Consider the following 20,600-nt stretch of genomic DNA (forward strand, 5'->3'; position numbering starts at 1 on the left):
CACCCCTGTCAGATGTTTCAGGTTGCGCCTCAACTGAGGGTTTTGCTGGACTGTGGGGCCGGGCGAGATGGCCACAATGCGCGCGTCTTCTCCCGGGGGAGGTTCTGTCGGGGAAGGCGCACAACAGTCCGGGCGCCTTGCGATGACCCGGCGTGTCGGGATGCAGGACGGAAGTGAGCATGCGTATGGAATGGTTCAGGCTGTGGGTGAAGCAAGCGGGCGTGGTCCTGGGCGTGACAGCCCTGCTGGCGGGAGGCACTGCTGCGCAGGCCTTGAGCTTTGCCATCAACGAAGGGGTCACCTACCGGGTGAGCAATGCCGAGATCGCGGCGCGTTATGCGGGCATGGCCGCAGACCTCTCCAAGCTGCTGCAGCAGCCGGTCACCATCGAGCCCATCAGCGACTACAAAAGCCTGCGCCAGGGCCTGGCAGAGAAGCGCTGGGAGCTGGCCCTCGTGCACCCGGCCCACATCTCCATCCAGGCCATGCGGAACTCGGGCTACCGGCTGGTGGCCGTGACCAAGGGCTTCACCGACTACAAGGCGGGCTTCATGGTGCGGGCCGATGCCCCCTGGACCCAGCTCACCGACCTGCGCGGCCAGCACCTGGGCGCGCCGGACGAGGACTCCATCACCTCGGTGATGCTGCGCGCCACGCTGCGCGACCTGAAGATGAGCGCCCCGCAGGTGCGCATCACCTACACCCGCTACCAGGACGCGGTGCCCTTCTTCGTCGAGAACTACCTCACCCATGCGGGCGTGACGGCCTCCGGCGCGGTGCTCAAGGCCTGGCAGGCCAAGGGCGGCAAGATCCTGGGCTACACCCGGCCGGTGCCCATCAAGCACGTCATCGCCAGCCCCAGCCTCAGCGCCGAGCAGTTCGAGAAGGTGCAGAGCTACCTCACCGGCCTGGATGCCAGCGAGGAGGGCCGCAAGAAGCTGGAGCCCACCAAGTGGAAGGGATTCGCCCGCTTCGAGCAGGCCGAGATGATGAAGCTGGGCGAATGGCTGGACGTGCGCTGAACGCCAGTGGCAGGCGCGCGGCCGGCCCGGCGCGCATCGGCAGCACGTATGCTGCACTGCCGCCGCTGCCCGGCCGTGCGCCGCACTGCGCTGAAGTCTCCTGAGCTGTCGAGAAGGTGAATGCCATGTCACAAGACTCTCTCTGGCTGCAACTGCAGTCGCTTCCTGCCGAGGCCGTGGCGCTGCGTGCGCCGGGGCGTCCCGCGCTGAGCCATGGCGCCCTGCGTGCGCTGATCGAGCGCAGCGTGCAGCAGCTCAATGGCTGGGGCATGGGGCGCAACGACCGGGTGGCCATCGTGCTGCCCAACGGGCCGGAGATGGCGGCCTGCTTCCTGGCCTGTGCCTGCGGCGTGGCCAGCGCACCGCTGAACCCCGCCTACCGCGCCGAGGAGTTCGACTTCTACCTGCGTGACCTGCAGGCCCGCGCGCTGATCGTGGAGGAGGGCAGCGACTCCCCGGCCGTCGCGGTGGCGCAGGCCCTGGGCGTGCCCATCATCCGGCTGCAGCCGCTGCAAGCCGCGGGCGACTTCCGCCTGACGGGCGACTTCAGCGGCAGCGCGGCCAGCAGCGAGGGTGGCATGGCCCGTCCGGATGACGTCTCCATGGTGCTGCACACCTCGGGCACCACCTCGCGGCCCAAGATCGTGCCGCTGTCGCAGCGCAACCTCTGCGCGTCTGCCGCCAACATCCGCCGCACCCTGCAGTTCACGGCGGCGGACCGGGGGCTCAACATCATGCCCCTGTTCCACATCCATGGCCTGATCGCCGGGGTGCTGGCGCCGCTGAGCGCGGGCTCGCAGGTCTTCTGCACGCCCGGCTTCAATGCGCTGAAGTTCTTCGCCTGGATGGACGAGGCCGCCCCCACCTGGTACACGGCCGTGCCCACCATGCACCAGGCCATCCTGACCCGCGCGGGCAAGAACGCCGACGTGATCCGGCGCCATCCGCTGCGCTTCATGCGCTCCTCGTCCTCCTCGATGCCGCCGCAGGTCATCAGCGAGCTGGAGCAGGTCTTCGGCGCGCCCCTGATCGAGGCCTACGGCATGACCGAGGCCACGCACCAGATGGCCAGCAACCCGCTGCCGCCGAGCGTGCGCAAGCCCGGTACCGTAGGCCTGGCCGCCGGCCCCGAGGTGGCCATCATGGGACCCGACGGTGCGCTGCTGGCCGCCGGCGAGACGGGCGAGATCGTCATCCGCGGCCCCAATGTGACCCAGGGCTACGAGAGCAATCCTGCGGCCAATGCCGAGGCCTTCCGCGAGGGCTGGTTCCGCACCGGGGACCAGGGTCAGATGGATGCCGAGGGCTATGTCTCCATCACCGGTCGCCTCAAGGAGATCATCAATCGCGGCGGCGAGAAGATCAGCCCGCGCGAGGTCGACGAGGTGCTGATGGACCACGCCGCCGTGGCCCAGGTCGTGTGCTTCGGCCTGCCGCATCCCAAGCTGGGCGAGGAGGTGGGCGCCGTGGTGGTGCTGCGCGAAGGCGCCAGCGCGACCGAGCGTGAGCTGCAGCAGTTCGTCGGCCAGCGCCTGGCGGACTTCAAGGTGCCGGCCAGGATCCTCTTCATGGCCGAGATTCCCAAGGGTGCGACCGGCAAGCTGCAGCGCATCGGTCTGGCGCAGAAGCTGGGCCTGGCCTGAGCCAGGACTGCAGAACAAGTTCAAGCAGAGGAAGGGTTCCACGTCATGCACAAGCACACGATTCACGCCCTCGGCGCCCTGGCGCTGGCCTTCAGCGGACATGCCCTGGCAGCTGCCTGGCAGCCGAGCAAGCCCGTCGAGTTCGTCGTTCCGGCCGGCACCGGTGGGGGCGCTGACCAGATGGCTCGCTTCATCCAGGGCATGGTGGCCAAGCACCAGCTCTCGCCCCAGCCCATCGTGGTGGTGAACAAGTCCGGCGGCGCCGGCGCGGAAGGCTTCCTCGACGTCAAGGGCGACAAGGGTAATCCGCACAAGCTGGTCATCACCCTGTCCAATCTCTACACCACGCCCCTGGCCACCGGCGTGCCCTTCAACTGGCGAGACCTGACCCCCGTGTCCATGATGGCCCTCGACCAGTTCGTGCTGTGGGTCAACGAGGACTCGCCCTACAAGACAGCCGGCGACTACTTCAAGGCCGTCAAGAGCCAGCCCTCGGGCACCTTCAAGATGGGCGGCACCGGGTCCAAGCAGGAGGACCAGATCATCACCGTGATGCTGGAGAAGGCCGCCGGCAAGAAGATCATCTATGTGCCCTTCAAGGGCGGCGGCGACGTGGCCGTGCAGCTGGTGGGCAAGCATGTGGACGCCACGGTCAACAACCCCATCGAGGCCGAGTCCCACTGGCGCGCGGGCAAGCTGCGCCCCCTGTGCGTCTTCGACGACAAGCCCATGCCTTACACCGAGAAGGTGACCGCCAAGCAGAGCTGGCAGGACCTGCCCACCTGCGCCTCGCAGGGCATCCCGGTGTCCTACGTGATGTTGCGTGGCATCTTCATGGCGCCAGGCGTGACGCCCGAGCAGAAGGCCTTCTACGCCGGGATGCTGGACAAGCTGCGCCAGCTGCCCGAATGGAAGGACTTCATGGCCAAGGGCGCCTTCCGGCAGGAGGCGCTGCAGGGCGAGGCCTACTTCGACTGGCTGGCCCGCAACGAGCAGCTGCACCGCACCCTCATGAAGGACGCGGGCTTCCTGGCCCAGTGACGCCGACGGGCCGTCGCGCCCGCTGATGCAAGGGGAGACGACATGGACGCACAAGACCGGCCGGAGGCTCCGGCGCCGGGGCGGGGATGGTCCCAGCGCTGGGTGGAGTTGATCACGGCGGGCCTGATCCTGGCCTTTGCCCTGCTGCTGATCCGTGACAGCCTGCGCCTGGGCACGGGCTGGGCCGACGATGGCCCGCAGTCCGGCTACTTCCCGTTCCGCATCGGCCTGGGCCTGGCCCTGTGCAGCACCTGGCTGCTGCTGCAGCAGCTGCGGCGCTGGTCGACGACGACCCAGCGCTTCGTTGAGAGCGGGCCCCTGCGGGACGTGGCGGCCGTCTTCCTGCCGACCGTGGCCTATGCGGCCGTGATCCCCTGGCTGGGCGTCTATGTCCCCTCGGCCCTGCTGATCGCCTGGTTCATGCGGCGCCAGGGTGGCTATGGCTGGGGCCGGGTCGTGCCGGTGTCGATGGGCGTCGCCCTGCTGGCCTTCCTGCTCTTCGAGCGATGGTTTGTCCAGCCGCTGCCCAAGGGGCCGCTGGAACACTGGCTCGGCTTCTGAGGAACGCGCGATGGACGACTTCAACAGCCTGCTGCACGGCTTCTCCGTCGCAGCCACCCTGCCCAACCTCGGCTACATGCTCGTGGGCCTGCTGCTGGGCGTGCTGATCGGCGTGCTGCCCGGCCTGGGTGGCGCCAACGGCGTGGCCATCCTGCTGCCGCTGACCTTCAGCATGAACCCCACGACGGCCATCATCATGCTGTCGTGCATCTACTGGGGGGCGCTGTTCGGCGGGGCCATCACCTCCATCCTCTTCAACATCCCGGGCGAGCCCTGGTCCGTGGCCACGACCTTCGACGGCTACCCCATGGCCCAGCGGGGCGAGGCGGCGCAGGCGCTGACGGCGGCCTTCACCTCGTCGTTCGTGGGGGCGCTCTTTGCCACGCTGCTCATCAGCTTCCTGGCCCCCGTGCTGGCGCGCTTTGCCGTGAGCTTCGGCCCGGCCGAGCTCTTCGCCGTGCAGCTGCTGACCTTCTGCAGCTTCGTCGGCATGAGCCGCGAGGCGCCGGTCAAGACCCTGATCTCCATGCTCATGGGCTTTGCCCTGGCCACCATCGGCATGGATGACATGACCGGGCAGCTTCGCATGACCTTCGGCTTTGCCGAGCTGCTCAAGGGTTTCGACTTCCTGATCGCGGTGATCGGCCTCTTCGGCATCGGCGAGATCCTGCTGACCATGGAGGAAGGGCTGGCCTTCAAGGGGCAGTCGGCGCGCATCAGTCCCAGGGTGGTGTTCCAGACCTGGTGGGAGCTGCGGAAGCACTGGAAGCTCTTCCTGCGCTCGGGGGCCATCGGTTGCTGGATGGGCATCACGCCGGGCGGCGCGACGCCGGCCTCCTTCATGAGCTACGGCGTCGCGCAGCGGCTCTCGCGCCACCCCGAGCGCTTCGGCAAGGGTGAGCTGGCCGGTGTGGTGGCGCCCGAGACCGCGGCCCATGCCGCCGGCACCTCGGCCCTGCTGCCCATGCTGACCCTGGGCATTCCCGGCTCTCCCACGGCGGCGGTGCTGCTGGGCGGGCTGGTGATCTGGGGCCTGCAGCCCGGTCCCATGCTCTTCGCCGAGAACAAGGACTTCGTCTGGGGCCTGATCGCCTCCATGTACCTCAGCAATGTCGTGGGCCTGTTGGTGGTGCTGACGACGGTGCCCTTCTGGGCCGCCATCCTGCGCATCCCCTTCGCCATCATTGCGCCGGTGATCGTGGTGACCTGCGTCATCGGCGCCTACACCGTGCATGGCGCCATGTTCGATGTCTACATGATGCTGGTCTTCGGCGTGATGGGCTATGTGTTCAAGAAGCTGCGCATCCCGTTGGCGCCCCTGGTGCTGGCCCTGGTGCTGGGCGACAAGGCCGAGTCCAACTTCCGGCAGTCCATGCTGCTCTCGCAGGGCAGCCTGGGCATCTTCTGGTCCAATGCCCTGGTCGGCAGCTTGACGGCCCTGGCCCTGATGATGCTGGTCTGGCCCCTTTGGGGGCTGCTCAAGCGCCGCGCGGCGCGCAATGAATTTGCGGTGAGTGCATGAAGTTCGCAATCGTCGGCGCCGGTGCCATCGGCGGCCTTCTGGGTACGCGCCTGGCCCTGGCCGGAAACGCAGTCACCTTCATCGCCCGCAATCGCAACCTGGCGGCCATCAACAGCGAGGGCTTCACCCTCGTCGAGGAAGACGGCAGCGCCCTGCAGGCGCCGGCGGGCGAGAGCCTGCGTGCCGTGCAGCGCATGGCCGAGGCCGGCGTGCAGGACGTGGTGCTGCTGACGGTCAAGGCGCACCAGCTGCATGAGCTGCTGGCGGAGCTGCCGGCCTTGATCGGGCCGCAGACGCTCGTCGTCAGCATGATCAACGGCCTGCCGTGGTGGTACTTCCAGGGCCTGGCGGGGCCGCACGAGGGGCGGGTGCTGGAGTCCGTGGACCCGGGCGGCGCCATCGCGCGCACACTGCCGGCCGCCCAGGTGATCGGCAGCATCGTCTACCCGGCGGCGCAGCTGGAGGCGCCGGGCAGGGTCCGTCTCATCGAGGGCAACCGCTTCTCGCTGGGCGAGCTGGACGGCACGCGCAGCGAGCGCGTCGAAGCCCTGTCCCAGGTGCTGATGCAGGCCGGTTTCAAGGCTCCGGTGAGCCGGGACATCCGCTCCGAGCTGTGGGTCAAGCTGTGGGGCAACCTGAGCTTCAATCCCATCTCCGCGCTGACGCATGCGACGCTGGAGGACATCTGCCGCTTCCCGCTCACCCGCGAGCTGGCGGCTCGCATGATGACCGAGGCGCAGACCGTGGGCGAGCAGCTGGGCGTGCAGTTCAAGATCTCGCTGGACAAGCGCATTGCCGGCGCCGAGGCCGTGGGCGCTCACAAGACTTCCATGCTGCAGGATGTCGAGGCCGGGCGCGCGCTGGAGCTGGAGGCGCTGCTGGGCGCGGTGGTGGAACTGGCCCGCATCACCGGAACGCCGAGCCCCAACCTCGATGCGGTCTATGCGCTGACGCGCCTGCTGGGCGCGACACTTGGCCGCGAGCAGGCTCGGCTGAGCCTGCAGTCGCTGGCCTGAGGACGGGCCCCCGGCCTCACTCGCAGCGCAGACCCTCGATTCCGAGGCTGCGGCCCGTCGGCAGCAGGCGTTCCTGCACCTCGCAGCGCTTCATGCCCGCAGGCACGGGCCGCACCAGGATCAGTGCGGTGTGGTGGTAGGAGCAGGCCAGCCAGAGGGCCTCGTCGGTGGCCGCGGAGGTGGGCACGGGCTTGAAGGTCCAGCCGTAGTGCCGCAGCCGGCCGGCCTTGCGTTCGAAGTCGGGCACCAGCCGCGCGCCCTGTTCGGGCGGCCCCTGCAGCATCGACACCCCGCTGAGCGCATGGACCGGCAGGCCGGGGTCGGTCAAGGCCAGCCAGGGCGAGGCGGGCGCGCTGCCCGGCTGTTCCCGGACCTCGAGGCTGGCCGGGCAGGCCAGCGCCGGTGCCGGCTCGGATGGGCCCGCCCAGGCGGCCGAGGCCAGGCACAGCGCCAGCGCGGCGGCCCTCAGTGGCGTAGCAATTGGTCGCAAATCTGCCTCACTCGATGACGAAGTACTGGCGGGCGCAGTCGACGCGCGGGTAGTCCGGCCGCTTCAGGTAGATGGTGCGGCGCTTGACCTCGCCCTGGCTGTTCCACTGGTCCAGCACCACGATGCCCAGGGCGTTCTCCTCCAGGAAGATGGCGGCATGGCGGCCCCGGCCGTCGCGGGGGTAGTGGCCGTGCTCGTCGAAGGTCGCGATGGCCGTGCCGCGGCGGATGCTGCCAGGCCGCGCACCGACCACCTGCACGCCCTGGCGCCATTCCGGCGTCGACGGGGCGCCGGTGGCCTGACGCACATACTCCACGCATTCGGTGTGGCCGGCCTTGTTCACGAACTTGGCCGGACCGAAGGACTGTGATTCGGCGATCTGGAGAAGGTAGGACATGGACTCGGTCAGTTGCTTGCAACCCGACATGCTCGCCCGGATCGGCGCTTGCCGTGTAAACGGCTGTGTCAGCGCCGGGCGGCCCACTCCTGCCGGAGGAAGGCCAGCACGGCGTCCTCGTCGTGGTGCCCGATCACCGTCTGTGCCTCCGCCTTGACCTCGTCGATGGCATTGGCCATGGCCACGCCCCGGTGGGCGGCGCGCAGCATGGTGATGTCGTTGACCTGGTCGCCGAAGACCACCACCTCGCGATCACTCAGACCGTAACGCTGGGCGAGGATGTGGATGGCCTGGTCCTTGGTGGCGCGGCGGTCATGCACGGTGAGCCAGGGCCAGTCGGGGCGGTAGAGGTCCTCGTTGAGGTGGCACTGCACCGCCTCGCCGAACTGGGCCTGGATGTCCTCGTAAAGCACCTGCAGCGGGCCGTGCGGGCCCACCACCACCAGCGTCATCAGCGGACCGCCCCCCAGCTCGCGGGCGAGGTCCGTGCACTGGCGCAGGCGGGGATCCCCGTTGAGCACCCGCTCGTCGACGAAATGCCGCTGGCCCTCGTTCTCCACGCCCTGCCAGCAAAGCCGGTCGCCCTCGGGCGCGTGGACCGAGAGGAAGGGCATCTGCCCATGGCGGCGCACCAGGGCGAAGAGCGCCTCGCTCAGGGCGCCGTCCATGCCATGCACCAGCTCATGCCGGCCCGTGGCCAGGTCGCTGATGAAGGCGCCGTTGGACGAGATCACCGGCAGGCTCAGCGGCAGCCCGGCCAGCAGCTGGCGGATGGACACCACATGGCGCGCGCTGGCCACGGTGAAGACCAGGCCCGAGCCCAGCAGCTCGGTGAGCCCGGTGCGGGTGGTGTCGGACAGCAGGCCCTGGCGGTTGAGCAGGGTGCCGTCGAGGTCGGATACGTAAAGCGTCATCGCAGCTCAAATGAAAAGCGGCGCCGCAGCGCCGCAGGGAAAGCGTCAGGCAAGCCTGGCCTCAAAGCACCTCGGAGGCGAAGTCCGCCAGGCGCGAGCGCTCGCCGCGCGCCAGGGTGACGTGACCGCTGTGGGCCCAGCCCTTGAAGCGGTCCACCGCGTAGGTCAGGCCCGAGGAGCCCTCGGTGAGGTAGGGCGTGTCGATCTGGGCGAGGTTGCCCAGGCAGACGATCTTGGTGCCCGGGCCGGCGCGCGTGATCAGGGTCTTCATCTGCTTGGGCGTCAGGTTCTGCGCCTCGTCGATGATGACGAACTTGTTGAGGAAGGTGCGGCCGCGCATGAAGTTCAGGCTCTTGATCTTGATCTTGCTGCGCACGAGGTCGTTGGTGGCGGCCCGGCCCCATTCGCCGGCGCTGCTGTCACCGCGGGCCAGGACCTCGAGGTTGTCGTCCAGCGCGCCCATCCAGGGGCCCATCTTTTCTTCCTCGGTGCCGGGAAGGAAACCGATGTCCTCGCCCACGGGCACGGTCACGCGGGTGACGATGATCTCGCTGTAGCGGCGCTCGTCCAGCACCTGCGACAGGCCGGCGGCCAGGGTCATCAGCGTCTTGCCCGTGCCGGCGGTGCCGGTGAGGGTGACGAAGTCGACGTCCGGGTCCATCAGCAGGTTGAGGGCGAAGTTCTGCTCGCGGTTGCGGGCGGTGATGCCCCACACGGCATTCTTCTGGTGGCCGTAGTCCTTGAGCGTGCGCAGCACGGCGCTCTTGCCGGTGATCTCGGTGACCTTGGCATAGAGCGGCGCGGTGCCCGGCGCTTCCAGGTAGACCAGCTCGTTGACCAGCAGCGAGGGCACCAGCGGGCCGCTGATGCGGTAGAAGGTGATGCCGCCCTGCTGCCAGCTCTCCATGGTCTTGCCATGGCGCTCCCAGAAGTCGGCCGGGAGGGCCTGCACGCCGGTGTAGAGCAGGTCGGAATCTTCCAGGGTCTTGTCGTTGCGGTAGTCCTCGGCGGGCAGGCCCAGGGCCCGGGCCTTGATCCGCATGTTGATGTCCTTGGACACCAGCACGACCTCGCGCTCCGGTTGCTGCGCCTTGAGCGCCTGCACCACGCCCAGGATCTGGTTGTCCGCCTTGCCCTGGGGCAGACCCTGGGGCAGGGGGGCGTCGATCAGCTGGGTCTGGAAGAAGAGCTTGCCGCCGGCCTCGCGGTGGCCGGTCTGGTCCAGGGGCAGGCCCTTGGCCATTTCCTCCAGCGTGCTGCTCTTGAGGCTGGCGGCCAGGGCGTCGAGGTCACGGCTGACCTGGCGCACGTTTCGGGCGACCTCGGTCATGCCCTTCTTGTGCCCGTCCAGCTCCTCCAGGGTGATCATCGGGAGGTAGATGTCGTGTTCCTCGAAACGGAACAGGCACATCGGATCGTGCATCAGCACGTTGGTGTCGAGGACGAAGAGCTTGCTGCTGCCGGTGCCCTTCGGCTTGGTCGCCTTGCTCGCGCGGGCCTTGGCCGCCGAAGCGGGCGCGGGCGAAGGTGCAGGAGCAAGAGCAGGTGCGGGGGCAGGCGCCCTGGCGGCAGGGGTTTCAACCTTGGGCGCGCGGGCCTCGATAACGGCAGGCGCGGCCGGCTCGGCCGTGCGCAGCACCTTGGCCGAACGCTGGGGCCGGGCCGGGGCGGGCGCGGCGACCACGCTCAGCACCGGTGCGGGCGGGGTGGGGGCCGGGGCCTCGGGCAGGGCGGCCAACACCGGTTTCTTCTTGCTGGGGACCAGGCTGGTGGCGTACTCGCTGGCGTCCAGACGGCTGGCGCGCTTGGTCGGGGGCTTGGGCAGTGGCATGAGGCGTTTGAAGGGACGGGTCAAGCCGTCCTTGGCAGTGGGTGCGGAGACCGCCTCCCGGCATCGGGTCCTGAAAAGCAAAAAGCCGCCTTCGTCGGAGGGCGGCTTTGTTCAGGGCAGGGTCCGGAGCGCGAGGGCATGGTTTGATTATGCACAAGTCGTCCGGGCCCCCGGAGGGCGGCAGGCTGCGGCGTCCAAATACAACAAAGCCGGCCTCGTCATCTGACGGGGCCGGCTCGAGCGGGATACTGCGGGGCTGGCCCCAGATTCCGCGGGCCTCAGGCGGGCGCCCGGGCCTGGGACGGCTGGGGGGCCTGGATCATGCGGCTTCCTTCTTCAGCGACTTCACGGCCTTGAGGACTTCGTCCACATGGCCGGCCACCTTGATGCCGCGCCACTCGGCACGCAGCACGCCGCTGGCGTCGATCAGGAAGGTGGAGCGCTCGATGCCCTTCACCTTCTTGCCGTACATGATCTTGTTCTTGACCACACCGAACATGTGGCAGAGCTTCTCTTCGGTATCGGCGATGAGCTCGAAGGGCAACTCCAGGGTCTGCTTGAACTTGTCATGCGAGACCATGTTGTCGCGCGACACCCCCAGCACCACGGCGCCGGCCTTCACAAAGTCCTTGTGTCGGTCACGGAATTGCATGGCTTCGGTGGTGCAACCCGGGGTATTGTCCTTGGGGTAGAAGTACAGCACCACCGTCTGGCCATGGAAAGCCTGGGGTGTGAACTTCACGCCTCCGGTAGCAAGAGCTTCAATTTCCGGGAGGGGTTTGTTGAGCGCTGGCGTCATGTGGGCGTTTTTGCTAGTAGGCCTGCCCGACTGGGCATAGCCTGCAATTATACGTTGAACGCCAAGTTCCGGCTTTGCCGGCCTTTCGGGGGATTGTCCGGACTTGCCGGATGAGGCCGGCGTCGGAGGTGGCGGCGGTTGCCAGGCCCCTCAGGCCTGCGCTTCGATCAGCAGCGCCGCCAGCACCGAGCGCCCCTCGGCGGCCAGCACGTTGTAGGTGCGGCAGGCGGCGGCCAGGTCCATGGTCTCCAGGCCGATGCGGGCCTCGATGAGGGCCCGGTAGCGGGCCGGCGGGACGAAGCGCAGCCGCTCGCCGCTGCCGAAGATCACCAACTCGGGCTTCAGCGCCAGGATGCGCTCGAAGGCGGCTTCGTCCAGCGACTCGAAGCGGTCCACGCCCCAGGCCTGCACCTCGCCGCGCCATGGCACCAGCAGGCTGCTGCCGTGGGGCTGGCCGTTGACCCACACGCGGTTCTTCTCATGGCGGGAGATGCTGTTGCCGCCTTGCTGTTCGTCGAGCTGGAATTTCATGCCGGAGCGCTGGGATGGGGTCGGTGGATGACGGAGGAAGGGCAGGGGGCCGCCCCGGGACGCAAGCGTCGCGGGCCGGGGCGACGAAGCCTAGCTGCGCGGCTTTCGAACCATGGAGAGATCCATCCAGGGAAAGCCCTGCTACCCTGTTAAATTCTACGTTTTGCGGCGCAACATGCGCGGCATCCACGAGGAGTCCCTGTCTTGAACCCGATTTCCAAGTCCGCCAAGCTCGCCAATGTCTGCTACGACATCCGTGGTCCTGTGCTGGACAAGGCGCGCCAGATGGAGGAGGAGGGGCAGAAGATCATCAAGCTGAACATCGGCAACATCGCCGCCTTCGGCATCGCCCCCCCGGACGAGATCGTCCAGGACATGATCCGCAACCTCCCCGACGCCGCCGGCTACACCGATTCCAAGGGCCTCTTCGCCCCTCGCAAGGCAGTGGTGCACTACTGCCAGGAAAAGAACATCCGCGGCGTGACCGTGGACGATGTCTACCTGGGCAACGGCGCCTCCGAGCTGATCGTGATGGCCCTCAACGCGCTGCTGGACAACGGCGACGAAGTGCTGCTGCCCGCGCCCGACTATCCGCTCTACACCGCCGCCGTGGCTCTCTCGGGCGGCAACCCGGTGCATTACGTCTGCGACGAGCAGAGCGACTGGATGCCCGACATCGAGGACATCAAGCGCAAGATCACCCCGCGCACCCGGGCCATCGTCGTCATCAATCCGAACAATCCCACGGGCGCGCTCTATCCGGAGTCGCTGCTGCTGGAGATCGTCGAGCTCGCGCGTCAGCACCAGCTGATCATCATGGCCGACGAGATCTACGACAAGACGCTGTTCGACGGCAACGTCCACACCAGCATCGCCTCGCTCTCGGAAGACGTGCTCACGCTGACCTTCAACGGCCTGTCCAAGAACTACCGCAGCTGCGGCTACCGGGCCGGCTGGATGGTGGTCTCGGGCGAGAAGCGCCATGCGGCGGACTACATCACCGGCCTGAACATGCTGGCCTCCATGCGCCTGTGCGCCAACACGCCGGGCCAGCTGGCCATCCAGACCGCACTGGGCGGCTATCAGAGCATCAAGGACCTGGTCGCCCCCGGCGGCCGCCTGTGCCGCCAGCGCGATCTGGCCTACGAGCTGCTGAGCCAGATCCCCGGCGTCAGCGTCGTGAAGCCGAAGGCCGCGCTCTACATGTTCCCCCGCCTGGACCCCAAGATCTACCCGATCGAGGACGACCAGCGGTTCGCCTATGAGCTGCTGGCCGAGGAAAAGGTGCTGATCGTGCAGGGGACGGGCTTCAACTGGCGTGCCCCCGATCACTTCCGGCTCGTCTTCCTGCCCAACACCGACGACCTCCGCGAGGCCGTGGGCCGGATCGAGCGTTTCCTGTCGAACTACCGAAAACGTCACGGGCGCTGAGTCGCCCCCCATCCAGTCAGAACGAGAACACACCATGAAAGCGATCAAAGTCGGCCTCCTTGGCATCGGCACCGTGGGCAGCGGCACCTTCAACGTGCTGCGTCGCAACCAGGCCGAGATTCGCGGCCGCGCCGGCCGGGGGATCGAGATCACCATGGTGTCGCGCCGCAATGTGGCGCTGGCGCGCGAGATCGTGGGGGACGCCGCCCAGGTGGTGGCCGACCCGCGCGAGATCATCGCCAATCCCGAGATCGACATCGTCGTCGAGCTGATCGGCGGCTGCGGCGTGGCCCGCGAACTGGTGCTGGAGGCCATCGCCGCCGGCAAGCACGTGGTCACCGCCAACAAGGCCCTGCTGGCCGAGCATGGCACCGAGATCTTCGCCGCCGCCCGCGAGAAGGGCGTGATGGTGGCCTTCGAGGCCGCGGTGGCTGGGGGCATCCCCATCATCAAGGCCCTGCGCGAGGGCCTCACCGCCAACCGCATCGAGTGGCTCGCCGGCATCATCAACGGCACGACGAACTTCATCCTGTCCGAGATGCGCAGCAAGGGCCTGGACTTCGCCACCGTGCTGAAGGAGGCGCAGCGCCTGGGCTATGCCGAGTCCGACCCCACCTTCGACATCGAAGGCGTGGACGCCGCGCACAAGGCCACCATCATGAGCGCGATCGCCTTCGGCATCCCGGTGCAATTCGACAAGGCCCATGTGGAAGGCATCAGCCAGCTGCAGGCCACGGACATCAAGTACGCCGAGCAGCTGGGCTACCGCATCAAGCTGCTGGGCATCGCCCGCCGCCGCAGTGACGTCGCGGGTGGCGGCATCGAGCTGCGCGTGCACCCCACGCTGATCCCGGCCCAGCGCCTGATCGCCAATGTGGAAGGCGCGATGAACGCCGTCGTGGTCCAGGCCGACGCCGTGGGCACCACGCTCTACTACGGCAAGGGGGCCGGCTCCGAGCCCACCGCCTCGGCCGTCATCGCCGACCTGGTGGACATCACCCGCCTGCACACCGCCGACCCCGATCACCGCGTGCCGCACCTGGCCTTCCAGCCGGACAGCATGAGCAACACGCCCATCCTGCCCATGGCGCAGGTGCTGACCAGCTTCTACCTGCGCCTGTGCGTGGCGGATGAAGCCGGCGTGCTCTCCCGCATCACCACCATCCTGGCTGAGCACGACATCTCCATCGACGCCGTGCTGCAGCGGGAGTCGGCCGAGGGCGAGAAGCAGACCGACCTCATCATCCTGACCCACGAGACGCAGGAAGGCCGCATGAGCACGGCCCTGGCCCAGATGCAGAGCCTGCCCACCGTGCTGGCGCCCATCGTGCGCCTGCGCAAGGAGGATCTGGCCTGAGGCCTGCGGGGCACCTGCAAGCATCCGCCCCGCCCAGCCACCGCCGCCGGACATGCCGTGATGACGCCAAGCGACCCGGGCCAGCTGCTGGATGATTTCTCGGCACTGCTGGCCAACGATCCCGGTGCGCTCTCCACGCAGAGCGGCTACTACGTGCCCAATCTGCACGGCACCGGGGCCGAGGACGTGGTCGCGCTGCTGGACCGGGCGATCCGCCGCAGCCACAGCGACGCCCAGCTCTACTACTTCAGCGGCCAGCGCGGCACCGGCAAGAGCACCGAGCTGCGGCGGCTGGAGATCCTGCTCAATGGCCAGCCGGGCACGCGCGCCTACATCGTCGATGCGCTCGACTACATCGGCGACACCCACCCCATCGACACCCTGGACCTGCTGCTGGTGATCGCGGCCGCCTTCGCCGACCGCCTCAGCCACCCCGATGCCCTGGGCTCCGACCAGGACCCGCATGAGAGCCCGCTGCAGCGCTTCACCCACTGGCTGGGGGCGGAGGTGGAGATCACGGGCGTGACCCTGGGCGGGGTCAAGGCCGAATTCAAGAAGCAGCAGCAGAGCATCGTGCAGCGCCTGCGTACCTTCGACCTTTCGCGCCAGGAGCGGGTGATGGCCGAATGCCGCCAGCACATCGGGCAGATGGCCGAGGCCGTGCGGCGGCGCTGGCAGGCACCGAAGATCGTGCTGATGGTCGATTCCCTGGAGCGCCTGCGCGGCATCGGCAAGGAGGCCTCGGAGATGTTCGACCGCGTGGTCAAGGTCTTCGACGGCGACATGAACCAGCTGCGCGTGCCGGATCTGCACATGGTGTACTCCGTGCCGCCCTACCTGCCCTACCTCACCAACATCAAGGCCCTGGTCCAGCTCTTCATGCTGGCCTCGGTGCGGGTCTGCGAGCCGCCGTCCAAGGCCCGGCGCGCGCCCCGCGCGACCGGCCTGGACGCCATGCGCCAGGTCGTGGAGCGCCGCTGCCCGCGCTGGCGCGAGCTGCTCAGCGAGCCCGCCCTGGACCGCCTCATCCTCACTTCCGGCGGCGACCTCCGCCAGCTGCTGCGCCGCCTCCTGCTGGACACCCTGGACGAGGCCGCCTTCGCGCTCGAACGCCTGCCCCTGGGCGAGGACGACCCCATCCTGCACACCGTGGTCCAGCGCCATCGCGTGGAGTTCGAGAGCCTGGTCGTGCAGGACGAATTCGCGCTGCTCAAGGGCATCGCCGAGCAGAACGCCCTGGACCTGCGCCACCGCGACGAGCTCTCCACCGTGGCGCACTTCTTCGACGTGCGCGCCGTGCTGAACTACCGCAATGGCGTGGACTGGCTGGACCTGAATCCCCTGCTGTGGGATCTCATCGCCCGCTGGCAGCCGCCGGCGGCCGCCCATGACCGTGGCAACTGAGGCCTTCAGCGCCCCTGCCGAAGCGGCCTGGGCCCGCCTTGCGCGCCGCGTGGGCCAGTTGCAGGGCTTTGGCTACATCGTGCTGTTCGTGCCGGATCCAGCCGTGCTGGCGCCCTTCAAGGCCCGCCTGGCCGCCTGGATGGGCGAGCGGGGCTGGCCCTGGCTGACGCTGTCCGAGCGCCAGAGCGCGGGCTTCGCGGAGCGCAGCATCACTGCGCTGTTCGACAGCCTGTCCGCCGAGCCTGCGCCCCGCCTGGTCTGGCTGGAGGCGCACCGCGGCGCCGGCCAGCCGGCCTGGGAGCAGGCGCGCGGTGAGCTGCTGAGCCGCCTCAATGAGCGCCGCGGCCGGCTGGAGGCCGAGCTGGCGGGCACCCTGGTGCTTGTGCTGCCGGAAGGCGCGCAACGCAGCGCCGCCGGCCAGGCGCCCGACCTGTGGCACGTGCGCAGCCTGGGCCTGAGCCTGCCCGCGCTGGCGGGCCAGGAGGGTCAGGTCTTGCCTCTTGCTCCTCCCGTTCCCGATCCGCCGCCCGCGGCGTTGGCCGCGGAAGCGGAAGCGGATCCTCGCGCGGCGGGTGCGCCTCCCGCGCCCGTCGCAGGCCCGGCTCCCGCCTCGGCCCTCCTGTCCGATGCCGCCTCGGCGCTGTGGCTGCAGCGCTGGCAAGACCTGCTGGCCGGGCGTTCCGTCGAGCAGCTGGACCTGGCCGATGACGCCCTGCCGGCCTTCGCCCTGCAGGACAGCCTGGCCTGCCAGGACGCCCTGCTGCGCCAGGGGCGCGCCGAGGAGGCGCTGCAGCTGGCGCAGCAATGGGTGGCGCTGGCGCGTCGCCGCAGGGCGCAGGGCCGGGGCCTGCTGGACATCGCCAGCAGCCGCGAGCTGTGCGCCGCCCTGGAGGGCCAGGTGCGGATCCTGCTGCATCTCGGCCGCCCGCAGGAAGCCCTGCCACTGGGCGAGGCGCACGTGGCCGTCTGCCGCGAGCTGCTGTCGCGCCTGGGCGAGTCGCCCGCCGTGCTGCAGGCGCTGGCGCTCGCGCTGGACCAGCTCAGCCGCACGGCACAGATCCTGGGCGACTGGCACCGGGCCGCCGCCGCCGCCGAGGACAGCCTGGGCGTTCATCGCAGACTGGCCAGCCGCCTGGGCGAGACCCCGGACAGCCTGCGCGGCCTGGCCCTGGCCCTGGACCGCGCGGGCCACGCGGCGCAAGCCCTGGGCGACTGGTACCGCGCCGGCGCCGTCTACGAGGAGAGCCTGTCCCTGCGGCAGCTGCTGGCCCGTCGGCTGGGCGACAGCCCGGATGCCTTGCGCGATCTGTCCGTGGCCCTGGACAACATCGGCCGCGTGGCCGAGGCGCAGGGCGACTGGGCGCGCGGCACCGAGGCGTATGAAGAAGCCCTGATGCTGCGCCGCCAGCTCATCGAGCAGCAGGGCGGCCTGCCCGAGCGCCTGGCCCAGAGCCGTGCCCAGCTGGCGCAAGGCGGCGCGGCGCCCGAGCTCGAAGCCGACCTGGCCTCCACCCTGCTGGACGCTGCCGCACTGCCCGGCCCCCGGGCCGAGGCCTACCGCGAGGAGGCCGGCCAGATCCTCGCCGCGCTGTGCGGCCGTCACCCTGGCGTCGATCGCTACCGGCGGCTGCTGCAGCGATATGCGCTTTCGAATGCGAAGTCCGCGGCGCCCACGGTGCCGCCCGACACCCCACCCGATCAACCTCAAGCTGGAAGCTCAAGCCCGTGAAATACATCAGCACCCGCGGTGACAAGACCGAACGCCGATTCTGCGAAATCCTGCTGGAAGGCCTGGCGCCGGACGGCGGCCTCTACCTGCCCGTGCACTACCCGCAGGTCGATGCGGCCACGCTCACCCGCTGGCGCGGCCTGGCCTATCACGAGCTGGCCTTCGAGATCCTCTCGCTCTACATCGACGACATTCCCGCCGCGGACCTGCGCGCCCTGTGCGCCCGCACCTACACGGCCGAGGTCTTCGGCTCACCCGAGATCACGCCGCTCAAGCCCCTGGAGCCGGGGCTGGCCCTGCAGGCCCTGTCCAACGGCCCCACGCTGGCCTTCAAGGACATGGCCATGCAGCTGCTGGGCCAGCTCTTCGAGTACGAGCTCAAGCGTCGCGGCGAGACCCTCAACATCCTCGGCGCCACCAGCGGTGACACCGGGAGTGCCGCCGAATACGCCATGCGCGGCAAGGCCGGCGTGCGCGTGTTCATGCTGTCGCCCCATGGGCGCATGAGCCCCTTCCAGCAGGCGCAGATGTTCAGCCTGCAGGACGCCAACATCCACAACATTGCCGTCGAGGGCGTGTTCGACGACTGCCAGGACATCGTCAAGGCCGTGTCCAACGACCTGACCTTCAAGCGCGAGCACCGCATCGGCACCGTCAACTCGATCAACTGGGCACGCCTGCTGGCCCAGGTGGTCTACTACTTCGCCGGGTACTTCTACGCGACGAAGTCCAACGAGGAGCGGGTCAGCTTCTGCGTCCCCTCCGGCAACTTCGGCAACGTCTGTGCCGGCCATGTGGCCCGCATGATGGGCCTGCCCATCGAGCGCCTGGTGGTCGCCACCAATGAGAACGACGTGCTGGACGAGTTCTTCCGCACCGGTGTCTACCGCCCGCGCGGCAGCGCCGAGACCCATGAAACCTCCAGCCCCTCCATGGACATCTCCAAGGCCAGCAACTTCGAGCGCTTCGTCTTCGACCTGCTGGGCCGGGACGGCGCCCGCGTGAAGGCCCTGTTCAAGGACGCCCTGGAGCGCGAGGGCCGCTTCGAGATCAGCGCCGCCGAGAAGGCGGCCATCGCCGGCTACGGCTTCGTCTCCGGCGCCAGCAGCCATGCGGACCGGCTGGCCACCATCCGCGCCACGCAGCAGCAGTACGGCGTCATCGTCGACACCCACACGGCCGACGGCCTGAAGGTGGCGAAGGCCTGGCGCCAGGCCGGCATCCCCATGCTCGTGCTGGAGACGGCCCTGCCAGCCAAGTTCGCCTCGACCATCGTCGAGGCCCTGGGCGAGGAGCCGCCGCGGCCCGCGCATTTGCAGGGCATCGAGGCCCTGCCCAAGCGGGTGCAGCTGATGCCGGCCGATGTGCAGCGCGTGAAGGATTACATTGACGCCCATGTCCGCTGAAACCGCTTCCCCCAGCCCCGCCCGCAAGCCGCTGCTGAGTCTCGACGAGGCCCTGGCGCGCCTGCTGTCCGCCGTCCAGCCCCTGGGCGAGACGGAGCAGCTGTCCACCTTCGATGCCCTGGGCCGCGTGCTGGCCGCCGAGGTGCGCTCGCAGCTGGACGTGCCCCCGCACGACAACAGCGCCATGGACGGCTATGCCCTGCGCCTGTCTGACCTGCCCGCAGACGGCACCGTGCTGCCCGTGAGCCAGCGCGTGCCCGCCGGCAGCGTGCCTGCGGCCCTGCAGCCCGGCACGGCGGCCCGCATCTTCACCGGCGCGCCCGTGCCCGCAGGGGCGGATGCCGTGCAGATGCAGGAGCATTGCGAGGCCATCCCCGGCGAGGGGCTGGGTTCAGTGCGCGTGGTGGATCGCCCAGGCGCCGGCGCGGCCATCCGCCGCCGCGGTGAGGATGTGCAGGCGGGCAGCGTGGTGCTGGCCGCCGGCCATCGCCTGGACCCGGCCGCCCTGGGCCTGGCCGCCACCGTGGGGGCTGCCTCGCTGAGCGTGGCCCGCCGCGTGCGCGTGGCCCTCTTCTCCACGGGCGACGAGCTCGCCATGCCCGGCGAGCCCCTGAAGCCCGGCGCCATCTACAACAGCAACCGCTTCACCCTGCGCGGCCTGCTGCAGCAGCTGGGCTGCGAGGTGCAGGACCTGGGCATCGTGCCCGACACCCTGGACGCCACCCGGGCCGCCCTGCGCGCCGCTGCGGCCAGCGCCGACCTCATCCTCACCTCGGGCGGCGTGTCCGTGGGCGAGGAGGACCACCTGCGCCCCGCCGTGCAGGCCGAAGGCCAGCTGGACCTCTGGCAGATGGCCATCAAGCCCGGCAAGCCCCTGGCCTTCGGCGCGGTGCGCCGTCCGGGGCAGGAGGGCCGCCAGGCCTGGTTCATCGGCCTGCCTGGCAATCCGGTGTCCAGCTTCGTGACCTTTCTGCTGGCGGTGCGTCCGGTGATCCTGCGCTTGCAGGGGGCGGCCGACGTCGCCCCGAAGGCCTACCTCCTGCGTGCCGACTTCAACTGGCCGCGCGCCGACAAGCGCCGCGAGTTCCTGCGCGCCCGGCTCAATGCTCAAGGCGGCCTGGAACTCTTCGCCAACCAGGGCTCGGGCGTGCTGAGTTCGGCGGTGTGGGGCGACGGTCTTGTTGACGTGGCGCCAGGCATGCCCATCCAGGCCGGCGATACTGTGCGCTTCCTTCCCTTCAACGCCCTGCAATGAGCTCCATCACCGTCCGCTACTTCGCTTCGCTGCGCGAGGCCCTGGGTGAGCAGGAGACACTGCCCTGGCAGGAGGGCCAGACCCTGGGCCAGTTGCGCGACACGCTGCTGGCACGCGGTGAGCCCCATGCCAGCGCCCTGGCCCGCACGCGCGCCGTGCGCTGCGCGCTGAACCAGCAGCTGGCCAAGGAATCTGCCGCCATCCCGGCCGGGGCGGAGGTCGCCTTCTTCCCGCCGGTGACGGGGGGCTGA

19 protein-coding genes are annotated in these 20,600 nt (G+C 69.2%); 13 read left to right on the top strand and 6 right to left on the bottom strand.

Going from position 1 to position 20,600, the window contains the following annotated elements:
- The first annotated feature begins 179 nt into the window (after positions 1-179).
- The 6 genes from ABDJ40_RS19225 (at position 180) to ABDJ40_RS19250 (ending at position 6,805) form a co-directional block, all read left to right on the top strand.
- A complete protein-coding gene (locus ABDJ40_RS19225; protein WP_347612028.1) occupies positions 180-1,022 on the top strand; it encodes a phosphate/phosphite/phosphonate ABC transporter substrate-binding protein in 843 nt (280 codons plus the stop codon).
- 125 nt (positions 1,023-1,147) lie between these two features.
- Positions 1,148-2,665, top strand: coding sequence for an acyl--CoA ligase (locus ABDJ40_RS19230; protein WP_347612030.1), 1,518 nt, complete (start codon positions 1,148-1,150; stop codon positions 2,663-2,665).
- Positions 2,666-2,710: 45 nt separating this feature from the next.
- Positions 2,711-3,706: a Bug family tripartite tricarboxylate transporter substrate binding protein gene (locus tag ABDJ40_RS19235; protein WP_347612033.1), complete on the top strand. Its 996-nt coding sequence runs from the start codon at positions 2,711-2,713 to the stop codon at positions 3,704-3,706.
- 42 nt (positions 3,707-3,748) lie between these two features.
- Positions 3,749-4,267 (top strand): tripartite tricarboxylate transporter TctB family protein, encoded by a 519-nt coding sequence (locus ABDJ40_RS19240; protein WP_347612034.1) that lies wholly within the window; start codon positions 3,749-3,751, stop codon positions 4,265-4,267.
- A gap of 10 nt (positions 4,268-4,277) precedes the next feature.
- On the top strand, positions 4,278-5,789 hold the full coding sequence (locus tag ABDJ40_RS19245) for a tripartite tricarboxylate transporter permease (protein ID WP_347612036.1): 1,512 nt from the start codon (positions 4,278-4,280) through the stop codon (positions 5,787-5,789).
- A complete protein-coding gene (locus ABDJ40_RS19250) occupies positions 5,786-6,805 on the top strand; it encodes a 2-dehydropantoate 2-reductase (RefSeq protein ID WP_347612037.1) in 1,020 nt (339 codons plus the stop codon). Before ABDJ40_RS19245 ends, ABDJ40_RS19250 begins: the two co-directional genes overlap by 4 nt.
- A gap of 16 nt (positions 6,806-6,821) precedes the next feature.
- Here ABDJ40_RS19250 and ABDJ40_RS19255 read toward each other — a convergent pair whose 3' ends face one another.
- The 6 genes from ABDJ40_RS19255 to ABDJ40_RS19280 all read right to left on the bottom strand — a co-directional run bounded on the left by ABDJ40_RS19255 (position 6,822) and on the right by ABDJ40_RS19280 (position 11,767).
- Entirely contained in the window at positions 6,822-7,295 is a 474-nt protein-coding gene (locus ABDJ40_RS19255; RefSeq protein WP_347612039.1) for an STY0301 family protein, read from the bottom strand.
- A 7-nt stretch (positions 7,296-7,302) separates the two neighbouring features.
- On the bottom strand, positions 7,303-7,692 hold the full coding sequence (locus ABDJ40_RS19260) for a BPSL0067 family protein (protein ID WP_347612040.1): 390 nt from the start codon (positions 7,690-7,692) through the stop codon (positions 7,303-7,305).
- A gap of 68 nt (positions 7,693-7,760) precedes the next feature.
- Complete coding sequence (locus ABDJ40_RS19265; RefSeq protein ID WP_347612041.1) at positions 7,761-8,606, bottom strand: HAD family hydrolase; 846 nt, start codon at positions 8,604-8,606, stop codon at positions 7,761-7,763.
- A 61-nt stretch (positions 8,607-8,667) separates the two neighbouring features.
- Positions 8,668-10,437, bottom strand: a complete 1,770-nt coding sequence (locus ABDJ40_RS19270) for a PhoH family protein (protein ID WP_347612042.1) — start codon at positions 10,435-10,437, stop codon at positions 8,668-8,670.
- A 319-nt stretch (positions 10,438-10,756) separates the two neighbouring features.
- Positions 10,757-11,236, bottom strand: coding sequence for a peroxiredoxin (locus ABDJ40_RS19275; RefSeq protein WP_183103338.1), 480 nt, complete (start codon positions 11,234-11,236; stop codon positions 10,757-10,759).
- A 150-nt stretch (positions 11,237-11,386) separates the two neighbouring features.
- The gene (locus tag ABDJ40_RS19280) at positions 11,387-11,767 is read right to left on the bottom strand and encodes an Mth938-like domain-containing protein (protein ID WP_347612043.1); all 381 of its coding nucleotides are present in this window, start codon (positions 11,765-11,767) and stop codon (positions 11,387-11,389) included.
- 204 nt (positions 11,768-11,971) lie between these two features.
- On the opposite strand from ABDJ40_RS19280, the gene ABDJ40_RS19285 reads away from it, so the two are divergent.
- Genes ABDJ40_RS19285 through moaD form a run of 7 tightly spaced genes read left to right on the top strand, consistent with a single transcriptional unit; the run spans position 11,972 to position 20,600 of the window.
- Positions 11,972-13,198, top strand: coding sequence for a pyridoxal phosphate-dependent aminotransferase (locus ABDJ40_RS19285; protein WP_347612044.1), 1,227 nt, complete (start codon positions 11,972-11,974; stop codon positions 13,196-13,198).
- A gap of 34 nt (positions 13,199-13,232) precedes the next feature.
- Positions 13,233-14,555 carry a homoserine dehydrogenase gene (locus ABDJ40_RS19290; protein ID WP_347612046.1) on the top strand — a complete coding sequence of 441 codons (1,323 nt, stop codon included), beginning with the start codon at positions 13,233-13,235 and terminating at the stop codon, positions 14,553-14,555.
- 60 nt (positions 14,556-14,615) lie between these two features.
- Positions 14,616-15,959, top strand: a complete 1,344-nt coding sequence (locus ABDJ40_RS19295; RefSeq protein WP_347612049.1) for a hypothetical protein — start codon at positions 14,616-14,618, stop codon at positions 15,957-15,959.
- Positions 15,943-17,688, top strand: coding sequence for a hypothetical protein (locus ABDJ40_RS19300; protein ID WP_347612052.1), 1,746 nt, complete (start codon positions 15,943-15,945; stop codon positions 17,686-17,688). Before ABDJ40_RS19295 ends, ABDJ40_RS19300 begins: the two co-directional genes overlap by 17 nt.
- Entirely contained in the window at positions 17,685-19,094 is a 1,410-nt protein-coding gene (gene thrC / locus ABDJ40_RS19305; RefSeq protein ID WP_347612053.1) for a threonine synthase, read from the top strand. Before ABDJ40_RS19300 ends, thrC begins: the two co-directional genes overlap by 4 nt.
- Positions 19,084-20,349: a molybdopterin molybdotransferase MoeA gene (locus ABDJ40_RS19310; protein WP_347612056.1), complete on the top strand. Its 1,266-nt coding sequence runs from the start codon at positions 19,084-19,086 to the stop codon at positions 20,347-20,349. The genes thrC and ABDJ40_RS19310 overlap by 11 nt, the downstream gene beginning before the upstream one ends.
- Positions 20,346-20,600 carry a molybdopterin converting factor subunit 1 gene (gene moaD, locus ABDJ40_RS19315; RefSeq protein ID WP_269629880.1) on the top strand — a complete coding sequence of 85 codons (255 nt, stop codon included), beginning with the start codon at positions 20,346-20,348 and terminating at the stop codon, positions 20,598-20,600. The genes ABDJ40_RS19310 and moaD overlap by 4 nt, the downstream gene beginning before the upstream one ends.

Origin of the sequence: Roseateles flavus, assembly GCF_039872765.1 — a bacterium.
Taxonomy (GTDB): domain Bacteria; phylum Pseudomonadota; class Gammaproteobacteria; order Burkholderiales; family Burkholderiaceae_C; genus Roseateles_B; species Roseateles_B flavus.

What these genes read in the sequence shown, in the direction of transcription:
- ABDJ40_RS19240 (WP_347612034.1), top strand. Translation starts at nt 3,749, where the DNA reads ATGGACGCACAAGACCGGCCGGAGGCTCCGGCGCCGGGGCGGGGATGG.
- ABDJ40_RS19280 (WP_347612043.1), bottom strand. Translation starts at nt 11,767, where the DNA reads ATGAAATTCCAGCTCGACGAACAGCAAGGCGGCAACAGCATCTCCCGC.
- ABDJ40_RS19225 (WP_347612028.1), top strand. Translation starts at nt 180, where the DNA reads ATGCGTATGGAATGGTTCAGGCTGTGGGTGAAGCAAGCGGGCGTGGTC.
- ABDJ40_RS19275 (WP_183103338.1), bottom strand. Translation starts at nt 11,236, where the DNA reads ATGACGCCAGCGCTCAACAAACCCCTCCCGGAAATTGAAGCTCTTGCT.
- ABDJ40_RS19300 (WP_347612052.1), top strand. Translation starts at nt 15,943, where the DNA reads ATGACCGTGGCAACTGAGGCCTTCAGCGCCCCTGCCGAAGCGGCCTGG.
- ABDJ40_RS19265 (WP_347612041.1), bottom strand. Translation starts at nt 8,606, where the DNA reads ATGACGCTTTACGTATCCGACCTCGACGGCACCCTGCTCAACCGCCAG.
- ABDJ40_RS19245 (WP_347612036.1), top strand. Translation starts at nt 4,278, where the DNA reads ATGGACGACTTCAACAGCCTGCTGCACGGCTTCTCCGTCGCAGCCACC.
- ABDJ40_RS19235 (WP_347612033.1), top strand. Translation starts at nt 2,711, where the DNA reads ATGCACAAGCACACGATTCACGCCCTCGGCGCCCTGGCGCTGGCCTTC.
- ABDJ40_RS19310 (WP_347612056.1), top strand. Translation starts at nt 19,084, where the DNA reads ATGTCCGCTGAAACCGCTTCCCCCAGCCCCGCCCGCAAGCCGCTGCTG.
- ABDJ40_RS19250 (WP_347612037.1), top strand. Translation starts at nt 5,786, where the DNA reads ATGAAGTTCGCAATCGTCGGCGCCGGTGCCATCGGCGGCCTTCTGGGT.
- ABDJ40_RS19295 (WP_347612049.1), top strand. Translation starts at nt 14,616, where the DNA reads ATGACGCCAAGCGACCCGGGCCAGCTGCTGGATGATTTCTCGGCACTG.
- moaD (WP_269629880.1), top strand. Translation starts at nt 20,346, where the DNA reads ATGAGCTCCATCACCGTCCGCTACTTCGCTTCGCTGCGCGAGGCCCTG.
- ABDJ40_RS19260 (WP_347612040.1), bottom strand. Translation starts at nt 7,692, where the DNA reads ATGTCCTACCTTCTCCAGATCGCCGAATCACAGTCCTTCGGTCCGGCC.
- ABDJ40_RS19270 (WP_347612042.1), bottom strand. Translation starts at nt 10,437, where the DNA reads ATGCCACTGCCCAAGCCCCCGACCAAGCGCGCCAGCCGTCTGGACGCC.
- ABDJ40_RS19230 (WP_347612030.1), top strand. Translation starts at nt 1,148, where the DNA reads ATGTCACAAGACTCTCTCTGGCTGCAACTGCAGTCGCTTCCTGCCGAG.
- ABDJ40_RS19290 (WP_347612046.1), top strand. Translation starts at nt 13,233, where the DNA reads ATGAAAGCGATCAAAGTCGGCCTCCTTGGCATCGGCACCGTGGGCAGC.